The sequence below is a fragment of the Macrococcus equi genome, assembly GCF_047426745.1.
GTDB lineage: Bacteria > Bacillota > Bacilli > Staphylococcales > Staphylococcaceae > Macrococcoides > Macrococcoides equi.
In genome coordinates this window covers 774,534-794,846 of record NZ_CP179732.1, presented here as the reverse complement: position 1 = coordinate 794,846, position 20,313 = coordinate 774,534, and the positions used below count along the sequence as shown (strand labels likewise).

Genomic DNA, 20,313 nt, shown 5'->3' with positions numbered 1-20,313 from the left:
TAAGCGTTTTAAAAATAGCTTGTTATCAGATTATTTTTTGACTATTATAAATATTAGGCATTTAAATGGGTAAAGTAAAATAAATTATTAAAGCGGAGTGAAAAAGCGTGGGTAAAGATAAAAAATTAAGTTTATTTGCACTAGTTGCAATGGTAGTAGGTTCAATGATAGGTGGCGGTGCTTTTAACTTAATCGCTGATATGGGGGCTAAGTCAGGTGGTCTTTCAATTATTATCGGCTGGATAATCACTGGAATTGGTATGATTACTTTAGGGTTAAGCTTACAGAATTTAACGCGAGTAAGACCTGATTTAGATGGTGGTATTTATAGTTATGCAAAGGCTGGATTTGGGGATTACATGGGATTTAATTCAGCATGGGGATACTGGTTTAGTACACTGCTTGGTAACGTTGCATACGGAACATTATTAATGACAGCACTTGGACACTTTATACCGATGTTTAAAGGGGGACATAATGTTCCAAGTATTATCCTTGCTTCAATTTTATTGTGGAGTGTATTTGTGTTAATTTCACGTGGTGTGAAGAATGCAGCTTTAGTGAATATGGTTGCGACAGTGGCAAAACTGATTCCGATTTTCGTATTTATCGTGACGATGATTGTCGTATTTAATTTTGATACGTTCATGACCGGTTTTTACGGCATGACTGAGCATGGTCAAAAGTCATTTAATTTCTTCGATACGATGGCACAAGTGAAAAGTACGATGATTGTTACGGTATGGGCATTTTTAGGCGTTGAAGGTGCGGTAGTATTCTCGAGTAGAGCGAAGAACCGTAGCGATGTAGGTAAAGCAACGATTATTGGTTTAGTGAGTGTATTGATTATTTATATATTGATCACTTTACTTGCTCAAGGTGTAATCATCCAAAATAAAATTGATGAATTAAGTAATCCGTCGATGGCTGCTGTAATGGAACATATTGTTGGTAAATGGGGTGCACACTTTATCAATATCGGTTTAATGATTTCTGTTATGGGTGCATGGCTAGGATGGTCATTACTTGCAGCTGAAGTACCGAATTTAGCCGCAAAAGATGATATCTTCCCTGAATGGTTTGGTAGAGATAATAAGAATAATGCACCAGTTAATTCAATGTTAATTACATTTTTAATTGTACAGGCATTTTTCATCTCATTACTGTTTACAGATAAAGCATATAAATTTGCATTTAGTTTATCATCGTCAGCGGTATTAATTCCTTATGCTTTCAGTTCATTCTATCAGCTAAAATATAGCTTGCAGCATAAGTTATCATCTACTCAAATAATCATCGGTGCAATTGCATCTATCTATAGTGTGTGGTTAATTTTTGCAGCAGGTGTTGAATATTTATTACTTACAATGATGTTGTTCTTCCCGGGTATATTTGTTTATCGACGTGTTCAGAAGACGCATCATAGACCTGTTACAAATATCGACAAAATGATCTTTGCCGGACTGACAGTATTTGCAATGATTGGCGTATTTTTCATTGCTACAGGTAGAGTGACGAGCTTTTAAATATAAGATAATAAAAACTTCTTAACTCTAAAAATGAGATTAAGAAGTTTTTATTATGAATGCATTTAATATGAATATTTCAAATATATTGTTTATAAAAAGTTAAACATTCAATATTTGGGTATCATAATTATAAAGATGGAAGGGGAGATAATGATGAAAGACAGTAACAAAAGTGAAAAAATGCATCGATGGTCTGGATATATTGCAGGAATAGGCCTTGCTGGTTTCATTGATGAAATTGTATTTCATCAGTTCTTACAATGGCATCATTTCTATGATCAAAGAACAAAAGAAATAGGTTTACTTTCGGATGGATTACTGAATGCTATGTGTGGTTTCTTTATAATTTTTGGACTGTTTTTACTGGCCGATTCCAGACGTCATTATGCTATGGACTGGCAATACTGGATAGGTAGATTATTAATGGGAATGGGATCTTTTCAAGTATATGATGGTATCATCAATCATAAAGTATTAAAGATGCATGAAATTAGATACGTCGATAACGTCATTACATATGATATTATCTGGCTGATTACGGGGAGTTTAATGATTATATTTGGTTACTTTCTTTCACGTAATAGAAAGATGAAACGCTATGCATCATAATATGAATTTTATGATTATAATTGCGCTGACTTTAATCACTATCTATATTATTTTTGTGTTTCAGAATAAACAATGGCCTATATATAGAACTTTTTTTTGGTGTTTAGGCATTATATTAGCGAGTTCAGTCATCATTTTTCCGATTTTTCACCATCAATTTGATATGCATATGTATGGTCATTTAATTCTTGGGATGGCTGCTCCACTACTTATGGCACTTTCTAAGCCTATAACTTTATTACTGAATAGTTTAAATGTTCATCATGCCAGAAAAGTTACGAAGTTATTAAAAAGTGGTTATATAAAACTAATTACCCATCCTCTTTCAGCATTGATACTAAATACTGGTGGATTGTGGTTATTGTATAGAAGTTCGTTATTTATGATGATGCACGAGTCTTTGGTGGTGTTTTATTTAGTACATTTCCATGTGTTTGCGGCAGGATATTTATTTACTTCAGTTATTTTGCAGAACGAACCAACAGCGCATCCTTATACTTTTAAATATCGTTCAATTGTTATGATTATTTCTGTTGCATTACATCAAATATTGAGTAAATCATTTTATCCTTATCCACCAGCAGGTGTAGAAAAAGTTGAGGCTGAAAACGGTGCAATAATAATGTATTACGGTGGAGATGTCATAGAATTAATTGTTATATTTTTAATGTGTTACCAATGGTATTATTCAACACGTCCAAATAAAAAAATAGATATGAATGTTAATCAAAATTATTAATATAAATTAATAAACATGGGAGATGTTGTCATGAAAGAAAAAGCACACTTTATTATTCATACGATTGAGCGACTGGCAAATGTTTCTAAAGGCGGTAAACGTGCGCATACTAAAGGGTTTAATTATCAGGGTGAAGTACAACTGAATGAACTGGGTAAAAAGTTGCTTGGAGAATCAACCGAAGCAATTGTACGTCTTTCGGATGCTTTAACGGATAGAAAGCATTACACACGACTCGTTCCATTAAAGGGATTAGCGATTCACTTTAAAGGAACGACACCGGTTGACATCGTAATGGTTTCTTTTCCGTATTTTCCGTGGACAAAGGCTGATTCTATCGTTAAGCTTGCGCAATATAGTAATGCGATTCATGATGAGACAGACTGGAAAGTAAAGCTAAATTTAATGAGGCACATGCTGAAAATAGAGCAGTTTCATCGTCACCTGAAACAATTTATTGTGAATCAACCGATTAAAACAACTTTTAAAGATAGAGTGTTCTATAATCTTCATTATTTTAAATCAAATGAAAATCAATATATCAGATTTCAGGCGGAACTTAAAGGAAATCAAGTGATATTATTTGCTGAAGTGCATGCATCACCACATTCAATTGCTGAGATTCCCTGTGATTATCAACGCGTTGAGATAGGAAACATACAATTGAAATCAGAGACTACTGAGCAGCATGAAATGTTTAATGTACTTGAAGTAGGAAACAACCTAAAAGTTCTGGAAGACGATGAAATTATTCATCTGAGAGCTGCGTTGTATGAAGTGTCTAATGCACATAGATTAGGTGAAGGTATGGTACATGATGATGTCGTATCATTAGATAAGATTTAACGAATAGGCATAATTTAATAACGAATATGAAGTATTATCCCTTGCTTACAATGTTTTTTGACATACTGTTAATAAACACATTGTATAGTGAGGGATTTTTATGTCCAAAGAAGTATTGAGACTGGAAAGTGTTAATAAATATAAAGGAAAAGCGCATATTATTAAAGACTTAAGTTTTTCGGTAAATGCTGGAGAAGTCTTTGGGTTCCTAGGCCCCAACGGTGCAGGAAAGACGTCGACGATTAGAATGATTGTGGGTCTTAATAAAGTTTCAAGTGGATCAATTTTTATCAAGGGATATGACATCAGTAAAGATTTCAAAAAAGTGATTAAAGAAGTCGGTGCAATTGTTGAAAATCCTGAATTATATCCCTTCTTATCTGGCTATGATAATTTAGTCCACTTCGCAAAAATGAATGACAATATCTCGAAAGAACGTATCCATGAAGTGGTCGAACTTGTTGGATTGACGGATGCAATACATATGAAAGTGAAGCGGTATTCTTTAGGTATGAGACAGCGTCTCGGGATAGCAGTTTCAATATTACATAGACCTTCTGTACTTATTCTGGATGAACCAACAAATGGACTAGATCCTGCTGGTATTAAAGAGATAAGACATTATATTAGAAATTTAGCTGAAAAAGAAGGTGTAGCAGTCATCGTTTCATCTCACTTACTCAGTGAAATTGAGATGATGTGTGATCGAATTTGTGTGATTAAAGATGGACAACTTGTCACAATTCAGGATTTAAATGATATTTCAGAGATGGGTCAGCATAAGTTCATCTTAAAAGTTGAACAGATTGAAGCAGCAACATCTGTTCTTTCTGAACTGACGTACGTTAAGCAAATGACAATCAATCATCAGGAAATTCATATGGATATAGAAGAAAATCAGGTGCCTGAGATGATTCATCAGTTATCAAAGGCGAACATTTCAATGCATGCATTCTACAGAGAAAAAGTGAATCTTGAGTCACGTTTCTTTGAGATGATTGGTGGTGAAGTAAATGCTTAAGTTTTATCATTTAGTTAGTAACGAATTGATGAAAATATTTGCCAAAAAAATGATCTGGTCTATTGTTCTTGTAATGCTGGTATCTTTAGTGGGTGTTGCCATGCTTACAGAATCGAGTAAGGTGATTGATACAAAAACAACTTATAATAAGCATTGGAAAGAGCAGCTGGTAAAACAAAATCAGAAGTTAGCGAAGGATAAAAAATCTAATCCTGCTACAATTAAGCGCTCTATCGAAAAGAATAATTATTATTTGAAACATAATATTAAACCTCATCATTATCAGGCAGGAGACTTTGTCATTGATAATGCATTCCTAACAGCACTCATTAGTTTAATTACGATAGTTGTTGCAGGTGGAAGTATCGCCAATGAGTTTACTTATGGTACGATTAAGCAATTGTTAATCAGGCCAGTTTCACGTACGGTGATATTAGCCTCTAAATATGTAGCGATGATTATTTTCAGCCTGGTGATGATGTTCATACTTGTCTTGATGACTTATATCGTAGGCTTGATATTCTTTGGTACAACAAGCATTAATCCGGAATTATTATTTGAACGTCCAGATAAGTTTTCGAGTAACTCATTAATGAGTGAAATCGGGCTTATATACGGATTAAAGCTACTTCACGTTATAACACTTGGCACATTCGGCTTCATGATTTCAAGTATATTACGCAATAGCGGCTTAGCAATTGGGTTAAGTATGTTTATTATGTTCTTAGGTTCAACTGTCTCAGCATTTATTACACAGTACAAATGGTCAAAATACTTATTGTTCACAAACTCTGATATGTCACGTTACTTTCATTTTATCGGACCATTTAGAGACGATATGACATTCTCATTTTCACTAACGGTTACAGTGATTTATTTAGCAATATTTCTATTACTAGCCTGGATAGCTTTTGTAAAGCGAGATATAAACTAGAAAAAAATCAGAGACTGACAATTAAAGTCAGTCTCTGATTTTTTAATATTGGAATATAATCTTTCTTTATTTTGGTAGCTTATTAATTTTACGAGAGGAGATATAGCATGATTCTCCATTTGTGAAATGAATTAATCGATTTTTCTTGTCGATAGACTGGATGTAATCGACATTGACGATATAAGATTGATGGCAACGGAAGAAACGTTCATCAAGATCATCATATTCTTTTAGATTACCGTAAAATTCTAATCTGCGATTCACTAAATGCAGAATAATGCGGTGAGGATTAGGTGAAGATTCAAAGAAAATAATATCATCATAGTTAATAAATAGTTTCTGGCTACCTGATTTAACTTCCAGTTTATCTACTTTATCGCGTTCTATGATTGCACTAAGTCGTTTCTGACATACATCAATACACTCACGGATACTATGATCGAGTGAAGTTACATCATCTTTAATGATAAAGTCTAAAGCAGAGACTTTATATTTAAACGTTAGATAGGTTAACTCACTATGGCTTGTAATAAAGATGATATGTCCTAATGCGTCTACATCTCTAATTTTTTGAGCAAGTTGAACGCCGTTAATATCTGATGATAAGTCAATATCCAGAAAATAGATACCGATATCATTTGAAGCATTCACTTTCTCAAGTAACTCATATGGATCATTAGTAGCAAGCGCTAAAGTCATATCCAGTTGCTCAATCATAATATGATTCGCGATGACCTTCTTTACATGATTAAGTTGCTCAACAGAATCTTCACAAATATAAATATTCATTTTACGGCTCCTCATAGTTAAATAGTATTTCAATTTTCTGGATGAAGTTATTAGATTGGATAGAGGTGTCGAGAAATACATTTGAATACTTATTAGAGATTTCGTTCAGATTAGAGAGTCCCAGACCACGTTGATTACTCTTCGTTGAGTAGTTTGTCTGATATAATTCTGCAATCGACGGCATAGAAGCATTACATGTATTAGAAATCACAAAGATTAAACTTTCTTTTGTCTTCATTAAAGCAGCTTGTATCTCATTCTTTTCAACCTCTTCTGACGCTTCTATCGCATTATCCCACACGATGCCAATCATTCTACAGTAATCAATGATATCTATTTGAATATCTGTTTCGTATATTTCATCTGAAACATCTATAATTAAATGAATATTTGATTCCTGTGTAGCAATAATCTTAGACGTCAGTAAACCTTTTAACGGGACGACATTAACTTTATCCATTCCGAATAATTGATATTGCTGATAATCGATATTTTCCTTTAATGGGACGATATACTGGTCGAAATATTTCTTTAACCCTGCCATATCATCTTCATATATATATCCGGACATCGTTGTTAATATATTAACATAATCATGCTTGAATTTGCGCATTGCTGTATTAGTCTGTTCAAGCTCTTTCGTATACTTATAGTAATCGCTATTCTCTTTATTTTTAATATTGAGCAGCAGCTTCTGATAAAGTGAGCGTGCGAGTAAAATAACCATGATAAAACTAATGATAAAATAGGCGACGTAAACAGTGACATACCTGATATATTCATGTTTAGTAAGTGCATGGTTAGGCGTCGTGATATAAATCAAAAATATAGAAACCGACAAATAAATAACCAGCATATTAATAAACTTCTTGTCACTATATAGAATCTGAAAATCTTTAATATAGTCAAAAAGTTTTCTGATTAATAGTGGCAATAAAATCATCAGACATAAAAATATGATGAAGTATAAAAGGTAATCATCGTTATAGAAAAAACGTTCTCCGAAAAAAGAGATAGTGACCAATGCCGAAACATGGTCACTAATTACTGCTATCAGAATAGTTACAAGTACAACCAGGCCGTTAAATATCCATGATTGATGACGATGAAAGAAAGTATAGAACACTATAAAATAGATGATTGCTAAACTTTTAAAGATGAAAAATAAGATAACAGCAGGAATGAAAAATAAAGCGATTAATTTGATAATGTCCTGCTTTTTATATTTAAAGTTACCAATCAATGAAACTGCGATACTAAAACAAATACTTTGAAAAATAATGAAAAAAGTAGATTCTAATGCTGTAAAATCAGTCATTACTCAGCCATTCTTTTGTCTTCAAATAGTCTGTTGTCTAATTCATCTTCATTGAAATAAAAATAACAGCTTCTAACGATACTTTTATCTCCAATAAAAATAATGAAGTCGATGATAGATTGAATAAAGTTATGCATGACGTTTCCTCCCTATGTAAGTAATGATGAGTGTAATGCTTTGTGTAATTATACCATAATATATAAGCGTTCCATATTGTGCCGGTAAAATAAAGACCATACATAGCAATACGAGCACCGTAATTACTGTTTTGATATGTAATGATTTTAGCATATAATCATGAATCGGTTGGGCTTTCGTTGGCTGAGGACCGAGGATGATAATAAGAATCGCAGCACCTATCCCAAACCCGGTAAGATGGATGTCTTGGGCATAGTGTATTATACAATATGGTATAAAGACAAATGTTATCAAGCTTTGAATGATACATAGATAAAAGTTTTTAAGATGTGCACCAAAGCTGAAATAGCGAATGATAAAGTAACAAAAATGTATTACAAAAACTTGTAATAATATATTGAGACAAAAACTCGTGAAATATATCGTAAATGAAATCAATAAGTTCTTACCAATGACCTGCAGGCCACGTTTGAATTTTAAGCGTTCAATTTCAGATAATCCTCCGTGTGCAGATCTACTCATTCATTTCATCTCCTTATAAGTATTTTAAGATTTTATTGGAATACACATATTCAATTATTCGAATTTGTGCGATTTTTATTCCTAAATGTATCAAAAAAACTTCAAAAATGACATTTAAGAACCAAATTTATCATTTTTGGCATAAACGCACTCTAAAATGATGAGGCCACATATAATATAACTAAGCTAATTAATGAAGGAGGAACCATCATGATTCTTGATATCGTACAAAGCATTATCAAAGTTATCACGTTCATCGTTGACACAGTTGCTAAGTTCCAATAATCTTAAGTCTTTAAAAAATTTGATGTGAAAGGAGAATTTATCATGGTAGCAGATATCGTAGATACAGTTGTTAAATTCATCACTTTAATCGCTGAAACAATCACTAAATTCGCAGCATAATTTCTTTATACTATATTTTATAATTTTATATTTTTCTTCGACATTTTTACACATCATTCTATTACATATATAAAAAGCGAAAGATTTAAGAGTCTTTCGCTTTTTATATTGCATGCATAAGTTATGTGGTTATCATCAATTAATTAATCTAAATCGCGTGTATTCAGTCGGATATTTTTAATGTTTAATCGACCGAGATAGGCAAAGTATAGTAATACACCAAAAATTAAACCGATGACACCGATGATTGTGATAGCTTCATTGACAGGAACGCTACCTTCAAAGTCAAAGATTGATTCTCTAAGTGCTTTAATCACATAAGTCATTGGTGAATACGGGTGGATACTCTGGAAGAATTTATTCGTTAACTGAATCGGAAATGTACCTTCACTTGAACCTAGTTGAAGAATCAATAAAATAATCGCTAGGAATTTACCGATATTACCGAATGCAGCAACTAAACAAGACACGATTAACACAGCTGCAATAGACCATGCTACTAAAGTTAACGTAAAGTAACCACGATTCGCTATATCGATGTCTATGACGTATTGTGTGAATAATGATAATAGAATACCTTGCAATAATCCGTGCATTAGCATTAAAGCAAGTTTATTTAACCACCAGTTCACCGCACTTTTTGAATCGCCAACCCTTTTATCAACAGGATAAATCGTCACAAAAGCAATAGCCCCAACATATAAACTTAAACTTAAGACATAAGGCGCAAAGCTTTGTCCGTAGTTTTTAACCTCTGTCACATTATGTTCAACTGTTTGAACAGGATCACTAATAGCGATGGCATTATCCTGATTGAAAAATAGGTCGTCTGTCTGCTTAAGTGATTTATCGATAGCTTTAGTAATCTTATCTGTATTCCCTGCAAGTTCATTTAATCCATCAGTGATTTGATTAGAACCAGCAATCAATCGAGAGAATTCTGGCGTTTGGAGTGGAGGTAAGGCTGCCTGCGTTTTTGCCAGTCCATCATCAACTTGATTAGAACCATTTGCTAGTCTAACATCTGCCTGTTGCATTTTTTTTAGGTTTTTAGATAGCGTTTGAGAGTGGCCACGCATATCCTTGAGAGAACCAAAGATTTTCTTTAAATAAATTTCACGTAGTGATAACGAAATATTATCTCTAACAGCCTGAATACTTTTATCTCCGATACTTTGTCCTGAATAACTATAACCTGGATTTGTCTTTACGTGCATTTCCATTTGATTTGGGTGGGGATTAAGCATCGTTGAAGCATCTTTTGAAAATTCTTTCGGGAACTCAATCACAGCGAAATATTCACCTTTTTCAATCCCTTTTACTGCTTTTTTTGAATCGATAAACTCCCATTTAAAATCATTGTTTTTCTTAAGTTTCTTAATAACCCTCTCACCAAGGTTCTCTTCTTTATCCTGAATCTTTGCACCTTGGTCATTATTTACGATAGCGATTGGCAGATCTTGTGTCTGACCATAGGGATCCCACATTGAATAGATGAAAACAGCACTATAGATAATAGGTAAAAATAAAATAACGATAAGTGATAAGAATAGTAGTGGATGTTTCACAAGGGCGTGAAAATCTTTGAACATATGAGCCCCTCCTTTATAGTAAATGCTTGCATGTAGGCAGTATTTTTAGTATGTGAATGATATGCTTAATAAGTATATTATAGGCAATTTTACATTACAAGTTATAGAGAATAAGAATGAGATGCCCTCATTTCCCCTCGATTTGATATTATTATGCATCTATAATTTCTGGATATTAAAAATTCGCTTACATCATTTATAAACAGGGTATGGTTGAGAGAAAGTAAGAAAAAGGTTAGATGGAAAATTGCTTTGTATATACAGTAAAACAAAACACAAAAATTAAAAATCATTCAACTAGAAAACTAACAAATTAACTAATTAACAACACAACTAATAATTCAAAATGAGGTGCGATATGCATAATGGAAAATTATATTGGCCAGACACTTATCATAAGAAAAGTTATGAAGATGAGATAGAAAAGCACTATGAAGTTATTGTAATTGGAGGCGGTATGAGTGGTGCACTTACTGCTTATAGATTATCAGAAGCGGGATATAATACCTTGCTTGTAGATAAACAAGAAATAGGGAGCGCCAGCAGTGCGGCAAATACAGGATTAATGCAGTATATGAGTGATAAATTATTGCATGAATGTATTAAGGATTTTGGGGAACTGGAAGCTTATCACTTTTATAAAGCGAGTAAAGAGGGATTGGAAGATATTGAAGAGTTATCTAAAAAGCTCGATTCACGCGTAAGTTTCATCCAGCGAGACAGTTTATTTATTGCATCTACCAAACGAGATAAACAAGTGATAAATAAAGAATATGAAGCATTAAAACAATTTGATTTCCCGGTCGATTATATTAATCAAATTCAGCTAAAGGAAGACTATGGTATCGATAAATACAATGCACTCATTACGCATGAAGATGCAGAAATCAATCCGTATGTATTTGTCAATGAAATTGTGAAATATGCACACCACCACTTTCATCTGGATGTGCTTGAAAACAGTGAAATGATTCAATATAAACTTAAAGATAATCTTATTGAATGTCAGTTTAAAGATAAAACAGTGACAGCAGACAAACTGGTGATGACAACTGGATATGCTAAAAATAAAATAACTAAAAAATATATTCATCGTGAAGAATTTGTTGCAAGTTATGCAGTTGTGACACAACCTATTTCAGAACAACAGTTCTGGAAAGATAAAGTAATGATCTGGGAATCAGCGAGACCATATCTATATATTAGACATGTCCCGGGAAATAGAGTGTTGATTGGTGGACTAGATGAAAAAACTGATAAAATTCCAAGTGAAAAACATATACAAAAACAAGGGATGAAGCTCATTAAATCATTTAATAAACTTTATCCGGATCTTCATTTAGAAATTGAATATGCATATGGAGCAAGATTCGGTGAAACAAAAGACGGCAAGCCTTTCATTGGAAGAATTGAAGAAGATGCAGAAGTATATGGGTTGTATGGATATGGCGGAAACGGAACAGTTTACTCAGCATTCGGAAGTAAGGTGCTACTAGATATGATAGATGGTAAATACAATCCTTTATCTGAAATATTTAAGTTGAAACGATAGTTTATAAGAAAATATATTATCAAATAAGCATTCTACACATCGTAGAGTGCTTATTTTTATTGGTTCTACATTTGATAGGTAGCATAAGTGTATAGTAAAGGTAATAATGATTTCGAGGAGGACAATCTAATATGGAAATCAACAAGGCAATCAAGGAAAACAGAATCACAAATAAATTAACACAAAAAGAGTTGGGAGATATCTTGAATGTTTCTGATAAAACAATATCAAGTTGGGAAACAGGGAGAACATATCCTGATGTTTCAATGATCATAACGTTATCGGAGGTATTTAATCTGTCACTAGATACTTTTCTAAAAGGAGATGAAGAAATGATAAAGAAAATCGATAAAGATTTAAAATTTAAGAATATATATAAATATCTTTTAATTCTTTTGGGATTATCGATTATAGGGTTGTTTATATTTTTTAGTGTATACCAAAATAAAAATGAAATGGTTGATAGAATTAATCCACTAATGGACTATCAGATTGGATATACAACATTGCCAAAAACAGTTACGTATAACGGTGGAAAGCAATTTGACGAAAAGAGGAAGAAGCCACAATTTCCAGATCCATATAAAAATATGATGGTTATAGATTCACCATTTGGAGATACATCAATTTTAACTTTTGAAGGTGGTCAAGCGCCAGATAATAGACATTATGCTATGGTTCACCATAAAGGCTTATATGTAGACAAGATAGCTTTCGTTGAGTGGGAGGCAATACCACCTCTTTATCGTCAAAATTTGACAAAAGAATATGAACCAATAGAATATTAGACTATAATTACCCAGGAAATAAGGACTATAAATCGTTTTATAGTCTTTATTTTATTGTATTATAAAGATATTAGATTGCGGGAGATGTCTCTGAAAAGTTATGTTGAATGAGAAGGAGCTGTTGAATATGAATGTTGGTAGTCAAATTAGAAATTATAGAAAAAGAATGGATTTTTCTCAATCAGATTTGGCAGATAAGATTTATGTATCAAGTCAGACAATATCAAATTGGGAAAACGAACGAAGTTATCCGGATTTACATAATTTGATTGCACTCAGTATTCTATTCGACGTTTCTTTAGACGAACTTGTTAAAGGAGATGTAGTTGAAATGAGGAATGTAATTGACAAGAGCAGTATGCATCATTATTCGTGGCTGATGTTAGTATTTATGGTATTAGGAGCTATATCAATTGGGCCAGCATTAAAATATTTAGGTGATGGAGGTTTATTTGTTACTTTCGGTTTAATGTTTATCGGATTGTATTATGCCTTGAAAATTGATAAATTAAAAGACAAACATAACGTCAAATCTTATGAAGAGATTGTAAGATTTCTTGATGATGGGACACAAGGAAATCCTAAAAATATAAATAATCCAAAAGATACTATCCAGATGATAGTAATAGTTGGAGCTTTTGTTATCGTAACAATATTTTTAGCAACAACGAGCTTAAATTTATTCAAATAGTAAAGAGGGCAATCATAGGGTTGCCTTCTTTTTTAAATTTAATTATTTTATCTTTTGAATTAGAAAGCTATATTCGGGTATATATATACTAATAGTTTTATTAGGAGGTACAATGATGAACAACAATCCATTAACAAAACATTTTAATGATAAATTTGAAAAACAACCTCAGGAGTATCCGGGGATTCAAAGTGAAATGAAACCTGTACCTGATTGTGGTGAAGAGAGTTATAAAGGTGCAGAAAAGTTGAAAGGAAAGAAGGCACTTGTCACTGGTGGTGACTCTGGTATTGGTCGTGCTGCTGCGATTGCATATGGTAAAGAAGGCGCGGATGTAGCGATTAACTATCATCCAGATGAGCAGTCAGATGCTGAAGAAGTTAAACGAGTGATTGAAGCAGCTGGTCAGAAGTGTGTATTGCTTCCTGGTGATTTACGTGACAAACAGTTTGCGAAAGATGTTGTAGTAGATGCGCATGAAGCGTTAGGTGGTTTAGATATTCTCGTTTTAAATGCAGGAATGCAACAATATGAATATGATATCGAGAATTTAGATGAGCAACAATTACGCGATACATTTGAAGTGAATGTCTTCTCAAATGTCTTTTCTATTCAATCGGCACTAAAATATTTACAACCTGGCGCAAGCATTATTATCACAAGTTCTATTCAAGGTGTGAAACCGAGCTTGCAACTGGTTGATTATGCAATGACAAAGAGCTGTAATATCTCTATGACAAAGTCACTTGCAGCACAACTTGGACCAAAAGGTATTCGTGTAAATAGTGTGGCACCAGGTCCAGTATGGACACCATTACAGATTAGTGGTGGACAACATCAGGATAAAATACCTGAATTCGGACAAAAAGAACCACTGCAACGTGCAGGACAACCTGTGGAACTTGCAGATGTGTATGTATTACTTGCAAGTGATAATGCGAGTTATATTACAGGGCAAGTATACGGTGTTACAGGTGGTTCACCAATCAATTAATAAGCTATCGAAAAAGCATCTATTTAGGTGCTTTTTTATTATATATAAAAATAGAAAAGGTATAATGTTTAAGAAGAATATTAAATTTTGGAGTGAAGAGATATGAAGGAAAAATTTGATGAAGTATTTGCAGTAAATAAGGGAGAAGATTTAGATTACGATACAGTTAACATGAAGTTCTATAATATTATTAAGCAGTTATCAGCTGAAGGTGCTTACGATTTAATTGATGAAGCAATCAATTATTTACTCCCTTTACGTGATAGTGAAAAAATTTCATATATGCTTGAATTTATTTCAAGTCTTTATGGTATCGCTGGTACAAATGAACTCACTGATTTACATGAGGTGAAAGTGTCAGTGATTGATCGTCAAGTAGAGCTTTATGGTAATCAGTTTGCTAAAAATGTATTAGAGAATCTTAAACGAGAGCTGGATATCGCAAAATAATAGTTAGTTAATTTTTGTAATCCAATATTTTACTTGTTAAAATATGTTTAATAACAATTAGGAGTGATTACAATGAACCATACAGAGTATATTGAAGCGAAACAAGCGTTGGAATTAGCACTGGATAATCTTAATAGATTAAAGGAACCAATGAATGATGCGAATGCCTGGAGTTGGTTTGATATGTTAGGGAGCAGTGCGTTTAATAGTTACTTTAAACGAAGAAAAATTAAGCAAATCAATGAACTGGTGAGTGAATTGCAAAACAACTTGAATGTAGCAGTCCAGGAATTGAAAGATATTAATCTTGATGTTGACTTACGTATTTCTGATTCTACTCAGGATGAGCTGTTAGATGTATGGTTTGATAATATCTTTACTGATGCAAGGGTGCACGGAGAACTTAAAACACTTAGACAGAATTTAGATATTCTGGAAGATCAATTGATACGCATTTTAAATGTAGTGAATCGAGAAATATAATGAATGAAAAAAGAAAGCAATGATAACTTTTAAGTGGAGAAGATTATGGTACAAAATGAAAAAGAGATAATACCTGACCGTCAGTTTAGGTTAAAAGAGTTTGTAAAGTTTGTGAGTAGTATTAATCCTAAAAAGAAGATATTTTTAATAGGTATGCTTTTTACGTTGCTCACGAGTGGTGCAGCATTAGTGGTTCCTCAACTCACAAAGAATTTAGTGGACGGGAGCCGTATATCAGAGATGAACATGTCGTTATTATTCATGCTGGTACTCGCTTTTGTAGCACAATTAGCATTTGGTGCGTTAGGGAGTTATTTACTCAGATATAGTGGTGAACATACCGTTAAAAGTCTACGTGAAAAGTTATGGGACCACTTAATCACTTTACCTGTGACATATTATGATAATCATAAGTCCGGAGAAACAAGTTCCAGATTAGTTAATGATACAACTGTCATCAAAGAACTTATGACGTCACACTTTCCAAACTTTATTGCCGGTGGAATACAGTTAATCGGCTCAATGATCATCTTATTGATTATGGACTGGAAAATGGCAGGATTAATGTTTTTGGCGGTTCCTGTTATTGGATTGATAATGGTACCAATCGGAAGAATGATGTCAAAGATTGGACGAGAATTACAGACGGCAACCGCTGCATTTAATGCAGATGCGAGTGAAAAATTATCTGAAATACGATTAATTAAGTCAAGCAATGGTGAGCGCTTTGAGCAGCAATCAGGACGTAATTTAATTATGAATGTCTTTAAGCTTGGGCTTAAGGATGCTAAAGTCGAGGCGATGCTGCAACCCATTATGATGACGGCGATGATTGGATTGTTTGTTGTTGTTTTAGGTTACGGTGCAGTACGTGTTCAGGAAGGTAGTTTAACGAGTGGGCAGTTTGTTGCGTTTCTACTCTATTTATTTAATATTATGATGCCGGTAGGAAGTTTTGCCACCTTCTTTTCACAATTGCAAAAAGCCATGGGAGCAACGGAACGTGTTGTGCAGTTGATGGAGATGCATGCAGAACAACTTACACATGGCGTTATCCAGGATGTATCAGGTAAGACCATTCGATTTGATAAAGTATCATTTCACTATGAAGCAAATCGACCAGTATTACAGGATGTATCTTTTGAAGCACGTGAAAATTCAGTGGTAGCTTTTGTTGGACCTAGTGGTGGCGGTAAATCAACGATTTTCTCATTACTTGAAAGATTTTATGAGCCGGTAGATGGCAAAATAAGCATTGGTGACACAAATATTTCTGATGTAGCGTTGCATTCATGGAGAAGTCAGATCGGCTTTGTATCACAAGATAGTGCTGTATTTGCAGGAACTATTCGTGATAACTTACAGTACGGCTTAGATAGAATACTGAGCGATGAAGATTTGTGGCATGGGTTATCGCTTGCTTATGCATCGTCGTTTGTTCAAAATTTTCCGGAGCAATTAGATACTGAAATTGGTGAACGTGGTGTTAAGTTATCTGGTGGACAGAAACAAAGAATTGCAATTGCCAGAGCATTCCTGCGTGATCCCAAAATACTCATGCTGGATGAAGCGACAGCATCACTGGATTCACAATCGGAAGAACAAGTTCAGCGTGCATTAAACCAGTTAATGCAAGGACGAACAACACTGGTTATTGCACATCGTTTATCAACCATTGTAGATGCTGACGAAATCCACTTTGTAGAACAAGGCACCATTACAGGATCAGGCACGCATCAAGAACTTATTCAGTCACACGTCTTGTATAGAGATTATGTGAAAGAGCAGATTGTGAGTTAGTTGTTACAAGTAATATTATGAAAAATCCCATCACTGTTTTACAAGCCAGTGATGGGATTTTTAAATACAAGATTCAAGAATCGCTCAAAAAATCCCATATTAGTATTTATTTCCTTTACAATGTTTGTGAGATTTTATTATGATAGGTACATGATAAATATTTCTTTGTTAATAATTTCTAAAGGAGAGAAAAGCATGAAAAAATTAATAATATTTTTAATTCTCGCAATACTACTTAGTGGTTGTGATGATAACGAAAAAGAAAATAGAGCACCTAAAGAAGGAGAAGAAGGAGTTAAAAAATACGACTTAGTTTATGCTGAAGTATTAAATAATGGTGATGATGAGACGATGTCGATGGAAGTGGGTTATAAAAAGGGAGATAAATTAGAAACAAAGCGTTTTGATACAGAGAATGTAACAGAACATATTCTAAAGAATCAAAAAGCTAAACCATATGCTTTAATTGAAGAGAAAGAAGTCCATATTTTTAGACAGCCATATATTATCTTTGATAATGAAGGGGAATTTGATGCTAAAGTTGAGAGTAAATCAGTTGTGAAGTAGGTGAAATATATGAAAGTATATAAACTAATAATATGTATCATAGCAATTTTATTCATTCATACTCATTCTACAGAAGCCGGAGGAACTAAAGGTGGCTCGACGACAAGTAGTTCGAGTAGTTCCACTAGTTCTAGTGCAAGATCTAGTAATGCAGCGTTGAATGCGTCACGAATTAATGCTGTAAGCAGAATGAATACTACTTCTCGCATGAGTAGTATGACTTCAAGAAATCAAAGTATTAACGCGACAAGAGCGGCAACTCTTGCGCGTTCGCTAAAGAGTAAATTTAAAGATCCGGTTCAATATCGAGCTGCACATCATCAATATGTTAATAATCATATTTTCTACGGAACATATTATGGTTCAGCACATAGCACCAATCATCAACGTGACATTATTAAACAATTATTACAGAATGATATAGCCTATACAATTGAAGTGGAGCACAATGGGAAGAAAAGGCTATATGTCGTTTCAAAAGAAGTGTATGAAGCAATTCATAGAGGAGATACTGTACATATAAAAAATGGTTTAGTAACCATCAAGAAGTAAATAATAATGAAGTTGAAAATGGAATGACTCTAATCTATATGCTATTAAATATTCTGTAGCATGATTTAAGTTCAAGAAATAAAAATTCTTGAACTTTATTTTTTTATACACACACTTAAATTTCAATGTTATAATGAAAAAATCTATATAGTTAATTGAAATTTCAAACAATTTTTAAAAGGAGGAGATACGATGGAGAAAAAGCTTTCGCTGAAAGAGAATATTTTTATCGGTTCAATGTTATTTGGTTTGTTTTTTGGAGCTGGAAACTTAATTTTCCCTATTCATTTTGGGCAAACAAGTGGAGCCAACGTCTTTATTACCAATCTAGGATTTTTAATCACTGCAATTGGTCTACCTTTCTTAGGTATTATCGCTATTGGTATTTCCAAAACAAATGGTTTATTTGAGGTCGCATCTCGCATTAATAAGTCATATGCTTACTTTTTTACGATTGCATTATATTTAGTAATCGGACCATTATTTGCATTGCCACGACTTGCAACAACGTCATTTGAAATTGCATTTACACCGTTTATTACAAAAGAGAGTATACGTCTTTATTTATTTATTTTTAGTTTATTATTCTTTCTTGTCGCATGGTTCTTTGCAAGAAGACCTTCAAAGATCTTAGACTATATCGGTAAGTTCTTAAATCCACTGTTCTTATTATTATTAGGTGTATTATTTTTATTAGCATTTATTAAACCAATGGGTGGATTAGATGCACCAATTCAACCAGAATATCAAAATGGTGCACTACTCAAAGGTTTCATTGATGGTTATAACACTCTAGATGCTTTAGCGTCACTTGCATTTGGTATTATCATTGTAACAACTATCAAAAAGATGGGGATTACAAGTCCGACTCAGATTGCTAAAGAAACAATTAAATCAGGATTTATCAGTGTGTTACTAATGGCACTCATCTATACATTACTTGCTGTGATGGGAACGATGAGTTTAGGTCAATTTAAAGTCAGTGAGAACGGTGGTATTGCCCTTGGTCAAGTAGCGCAATATTACCTGGGGAATTACGGAATTATCCTGCTTTCTTTAATCATTATCGTAGCCTGTCTCAAGACGGCGATTGGTTTAATTACAGCGTTCTCTGAAACATTTACTGAGCTATTTCCGAAACGTAGTTATTTAATGATCGCTACAATCGTAAGTATCGTTTCATTTACATTAGCGAATGTTGGATTAACAAAGATTATTGAATACTCAATTCCTGTATTAATGTTCTTATATCCTTTGGCAATAACATTAATTTTATTAACGTTAGTAAGTGGTCTGTTCAACAATTCTAAAACAGTATACCAATGGACAACATTTGTAACGATGATTGCTGCACTTATAGATGGTGTTAAAGCAAGCCCGGCATTTCTTTCAAAATCAGGATTTGGTCAAGGTCTAACGAACTTCGGTGCAAAGTACTTACCGTTCTTTGATATTGGTATGGGTTGGGTATTACCTGCACTGATAGGTTTTGCAATTGGATTTATTTTGTATAAACTTAAGAAACCTGTTAGAATATAGACAAATATTAAAGAAGGCATCAATATATAGAGATGATTATTCGATAATGAAAACACACGCAAATTGAATTGCACAATGTTTGAATTATCGGGATAAGTCTGTCTATATGTTGATCGTCTATTAATCATAGGCTTATTTTGTGTATCCCAAACATTGTGCGGGATACTTTTTTTATGAGGTGAGCAATTTTTATTGAATTTTTTTACAATTATATGTAATATATAGTTAACAAAAGTAATATATATATTGCATTAGGTGATGAAATGATTAATAAAATAAAGTTCGCAAGAATGGAAATTGGATTAACACAAGAACAATTAGCAAAGAAAGTTAAGGCAACGAGACAAACAATAGGTTTAATAGAGAAAGGTGAGTATAATCCAAGTCTCAATTTGTGTATAGAAATTGCAAAGGCGCTTGATAAGACTTTAGATCAATTATTTTGGGAGGAGTAA

General features: G+C 33.3%; 23 protein-coding genes. 17 read left to right on the top strand and 6 right to left on the bottom strand.

The window, feature by feature from the left end; all coding sequences use genetic code 11:
- Positions 1 to 107: 107 nt before the first annotated feature.
- The 6 genes from arcD to ACMGE6_RS04170 all read left to right on the top strand — a co-directional run bounded on the left by arcD (position 108) and on the right by ACMGE6_RS04170 (position 5,678).
- Positions 108 to 1,526 carry an arginine-ornithine antiporter gene (arcD, locus tag ACMGE6_RS04195; protein WP_414054556.1) on the top strand — a complete coding sequence of 473 codons (1,419 nt, stop codon included), beginning with the start codon at positions 108 to 110 and terminating at the stop codon, positions 1,524 to 1,526.
- 156 nt (positions 1,527 to 1,682) lie between these two features.
- Complete coding sequence (locus ACMGE6_RS04190; RefSeq protein WP_414045303.1) at positions 1,683 to 2,138, top strand: DUF2243 domain-containing protein; 456 nt, start codon at positions 1,683 to 1,685, stop codon at positions 2,136 to 2,138.
- Positions 2,128 to 2,877, top strand: a complete 750-nt coding sequence (locus ACMGE6_RS04185; protein ID WP_414045302.1) for a cytochrome c oxidase assembly protein — start codon at positions 2,128 to 2,130, stop codon at positions 2,875 to 2,877. Before ACMGE6_RS04190 ends, ACMGE6_RS04185 begins: the two co-directional genes overlap by 11 nt.
- Before the next feature lie 30 nt (positions 2,878 to 2,907).
- The gene (locus ACMGE6_RS04180; RefSeq protein WP_414054555.1) at positions 2,908 to 3,723 is read left to right on the top strand and encodes a hypothetical protein; all 816 of its coding nucleotides are present in this window, start codon (positions 2,908 to 2,910) and stop codon (positions 3,721 to 3,723) included.
- A gap of 100 nt (positions 3,724 to 3,823) precedes the next feature.
- Entirely contained in the window at positions 3,824 to 4,744 is a 921-nt protein-coding gene (locus tag ACMGE6_RS04175; protein WP_414054554.1) for an ABC transporter ATP-binding protein, read from the top strand.
- Positions 4,737 to 5,678, top strand: coding sequence for an ABC transporter permease (locus ACMGE6_RS04170; RefSeq protein WP_414054553.1), 942 nt, complete (start codon positions 4,737 to 4,739; stop codon positions 5,676 to 5,678). The genes ACMGE6_RS04175 and ACMGE6_RS04170 overlap by 8 nt, the downstream gene beginning before the upstream one ends.
- A gap of 66 nt (positions 5,679 to 5,744) precedes the next feature.
- Here ACMGE6_RS04170 and ACMGE6_RS04165 read toward each other — a convergent pair whose 3' ends face one another.
- The 5 genes from ACMGE6_RS04165 to ACMGE6_RS04145 all read right to left on the bottom strand — a co-directional run bounded on the left by ACMGE6_RS04165 (position 5,745) and on the right by ACMGE6_RS04145 (position 10,442).
- Positions 5,745 to 6,467 (bottom strand): LytR/AlgR family response regulator transcription factor, encoded by a 723-nt coding sequence (locus ACMGE6_RS04165; RefSeq protein WP_414054552.1) that lies wholly within the window; start codon positions 6,465 to 6,467, stop codon positions 5,745 to 5,747.
- Between the two features lies 1 nt (position 6,468).
- Positions 6,469 to 7,785, bottom strand: a complete 1,317-nt coding sequence (locus ACMGE6_RS04160; RefSeq protein WP_414054551.1) for a sensor histidine kinase — start codon at positions 7,783 to 7,785, stop codon at positions 6,469 to 6,471.
- Positions 7,785 to 7,922 carry a hypothetical protein gene (locus tag ACMGE6_RS04155; protein WP_414045296.1) on the bottom strand — a complete coding sequence of 46 codons (138 nt, stop codon included), beginning with the start codon at positions 7,920 to 7,922 and terminating at the stop codon, positions 7,785 to 7,787. The genes ACMGE6_RS04160 and ACMGE6_RS04155 overlap by 1 nt, the downstream gene beginning before the upstream one ends.
- On the bottom strand, positions 7,915 to 8,445 hold the full coding sequence (locus ACMGE6_RS04150) for an accessory gene regulator B family protein (protein ID WP_414054550.1): 531 nt from the start codon (positions 8,443 to 8,445) through the stop codon (positions 7,915 to 7,917). The genes ACMGE6_RS04155 and ACMGE6_RS04150 overlap by 8 nt, the downstream gene beginning before the upstream one ends.
- Before the next feature lie 548 nt (positions 8,446 to 8,993).
- The gene (locus tag ACMGE6_RS04145; RefSeq protein WP_414054549.1) at positions 8,994 to 10,442 is read right to left on the bottom strand and encodes a YhgE/Pip family protein; all 1,449 of its coding nucleotides are present in this window, start codon (positions 10,440 to 10,442) and stop codon (positions 8,994 to 8,996) included.
- Positions 10,443 to 10,800: 358 nt separating this feature from the next.
- Between ACMGE6_RS04145 and ACMGE6_RS04140 the strand changes: the two genes are divergently transcribed.
- The 8 genes from ACMGE6_RS04140 (at position 10,801) to ACMGE6_RS04105 (ending at position 17,767) form a co-directional block, all read left to right on the top strand.
- Positions 10,801 to 11,994, top strand: coding sequence for an NAD(P)/FAD-dependent oxidoreductase (locus ACMGE6_RS04140; protein ID WP_414054548.1), 1,194 nt, complete (start codon positions 10,801 to 10,803; stop codon positions 11,992 to 11,994).
- Positions 11,995 to 12,125: 131 nt separating this feature from the next.
- Positions 12,126 to 12,782, top strand: a complete 657-nt coding sequence (locus ACMGE6_RS04135) for a helix-turn-helix domain-containing protein (RefSeq protein WP_414045292.1) — start codon at positions 12,126 to 12,128, stop codon at positions 12,780 to 12,782.
- Positions 12,783 to 12,909: 127 nt separating this feature from the next.
- Positions 12,910 to 13,473: a helix-turn-helix domain-containing protein gene (locus tag ACMGE6_RS04130; RefSeq protein WP_414045291.1), complete on the top strand. Its 564-nt coding sequence runs from the start codon at positions 12,910 to 12,912 to the stop codon at positions 13,471 to 13,473.
- Between the two features lie 112 nt (positions 13,474 to 13,585).
- Positions 13,586 to 14,467, top strand: coding sequence for an SDR family oxidoreductase (locus tag ACMGE6_RS04125; protein WP_414045290.1), 882 nt, complete (start codon positions 13,586 to 13,588; stop codon positions 14,465 to 14,467).
- Between the two features lie 102 nt (positions 14,468 to 14,569).
- Positions 14,570 to 14,917, top strand: coding sequence for a hypothetical protein (locus ACMGE6_RS04120; protein ID WP_414054547.1), 348 nt, complete (start codon positions 14,570 to 14,572; stop codon positions 14,915 to 14,917).
- Between the two features lie 72 nt (positions 14,918 to 14,989).
- Positions 14,990 to 15,400: a hypothetical protein gene (locus ACMGE6_RS04115; protein WP_414054546.1), complete on the top strand. Its 411-nt coding sequence runs from the start codon at positions 14,990 to 14,992 to the stop codon at positions 15,398 to 15,400.
- Positions 15,401 to 15,445: 45 nt separating this feature from the next.
- Positions 15,446 to 17,200 carry an ABC transporter ATP-binding protein gene (locus ACMGE6_RS04110; protein WP_414054545.1) on the top strand — a complete coding sequence of 585 codons (1,755 nt, stop codon included), beginning with the start codon at positions 15,446 to 15,448 and terminating at the stop codon, positions 17,198 to 17,200.
- A gap of 195 nt (positions 17,201 to 17,395) precedes the next feature.
- Positions 17,396 to 17,767, top strand: coding sequence for a hypothetical protein (locus ACMGE6_RS04105; RefSeq protein WP_414054544.1), 372 nt, complete (start codon positions 17,396 to 17,398; stop codon positions 17,765 to 17,767).
- A 62-nt stretch (positions 17,768 to 17,829) separates the two neighbouring features.
- On the opposite strand, the gene ACMGE6_RS04100 is transcribed toward ACMGE6_RS04105, so the two are convergent.
- Positions 17,830 to 17,976, bottom strand: a complete 147-nt coding sequence (locus ACMGE6_RS04100; RefSeq protein WP_414054543.1) for a hypothetical protein — start codon at positions 17,974 to 17,976, stop codon at positions 17,830 to 17,832.
- A 7-nt stretch (positions 17,977 to 17,983) separates the two neighbouring features.
- Between ACMGE6_RS04100 and ACMGE6_RS04095 the strand changes: the two genes are divergently transcribed.
- The 3 genes from ACMGE6_RS04095 to ACMGE6_RS04085 all read left to right on the top strand — a co-directional run bounded on the left by ACMGE6_RS04095 (position 17,984) and on the right by ACMGE6_RS04085 (position 20,313).
- Positions 17,984 to 18,319 (top strand): hypothetical protein, encoded by a 336-nt coding sequence (locus tag ACMGE6_RS04095; protein ID WP_414054542.1) that lies wholly within the window; start codon positions 17,984 to 17,986, stop codon positions 18,317 to 18,319.
- 192 nt (positions 18,320 to 18,511) lie between these two features.
- Positions 18,512 to 19,858: a branched-chain amino acid transport system II carrier protein gene (brnQ, locus tag ACMGE6_RS04090; RefSeq protein ID WP_414054541.1), complete on the top strand. Its 1,347-nt coding sequence runs from the start codon at positions 18,512 to 18,514 to the stop codon at positions 19,856 to 19,858.
- A gap of 263 nt (positions 19,859 to 20,121) precedes the next feature.
- Entirely contained in the window at positions 20,122 to 20,313 is a 192-nt protein-coding gene (locus ACMGE6_RS04085; RefSeq protein WP_414054540.1) for a helix-turn-helix transcriptional regulator, read from the top strand.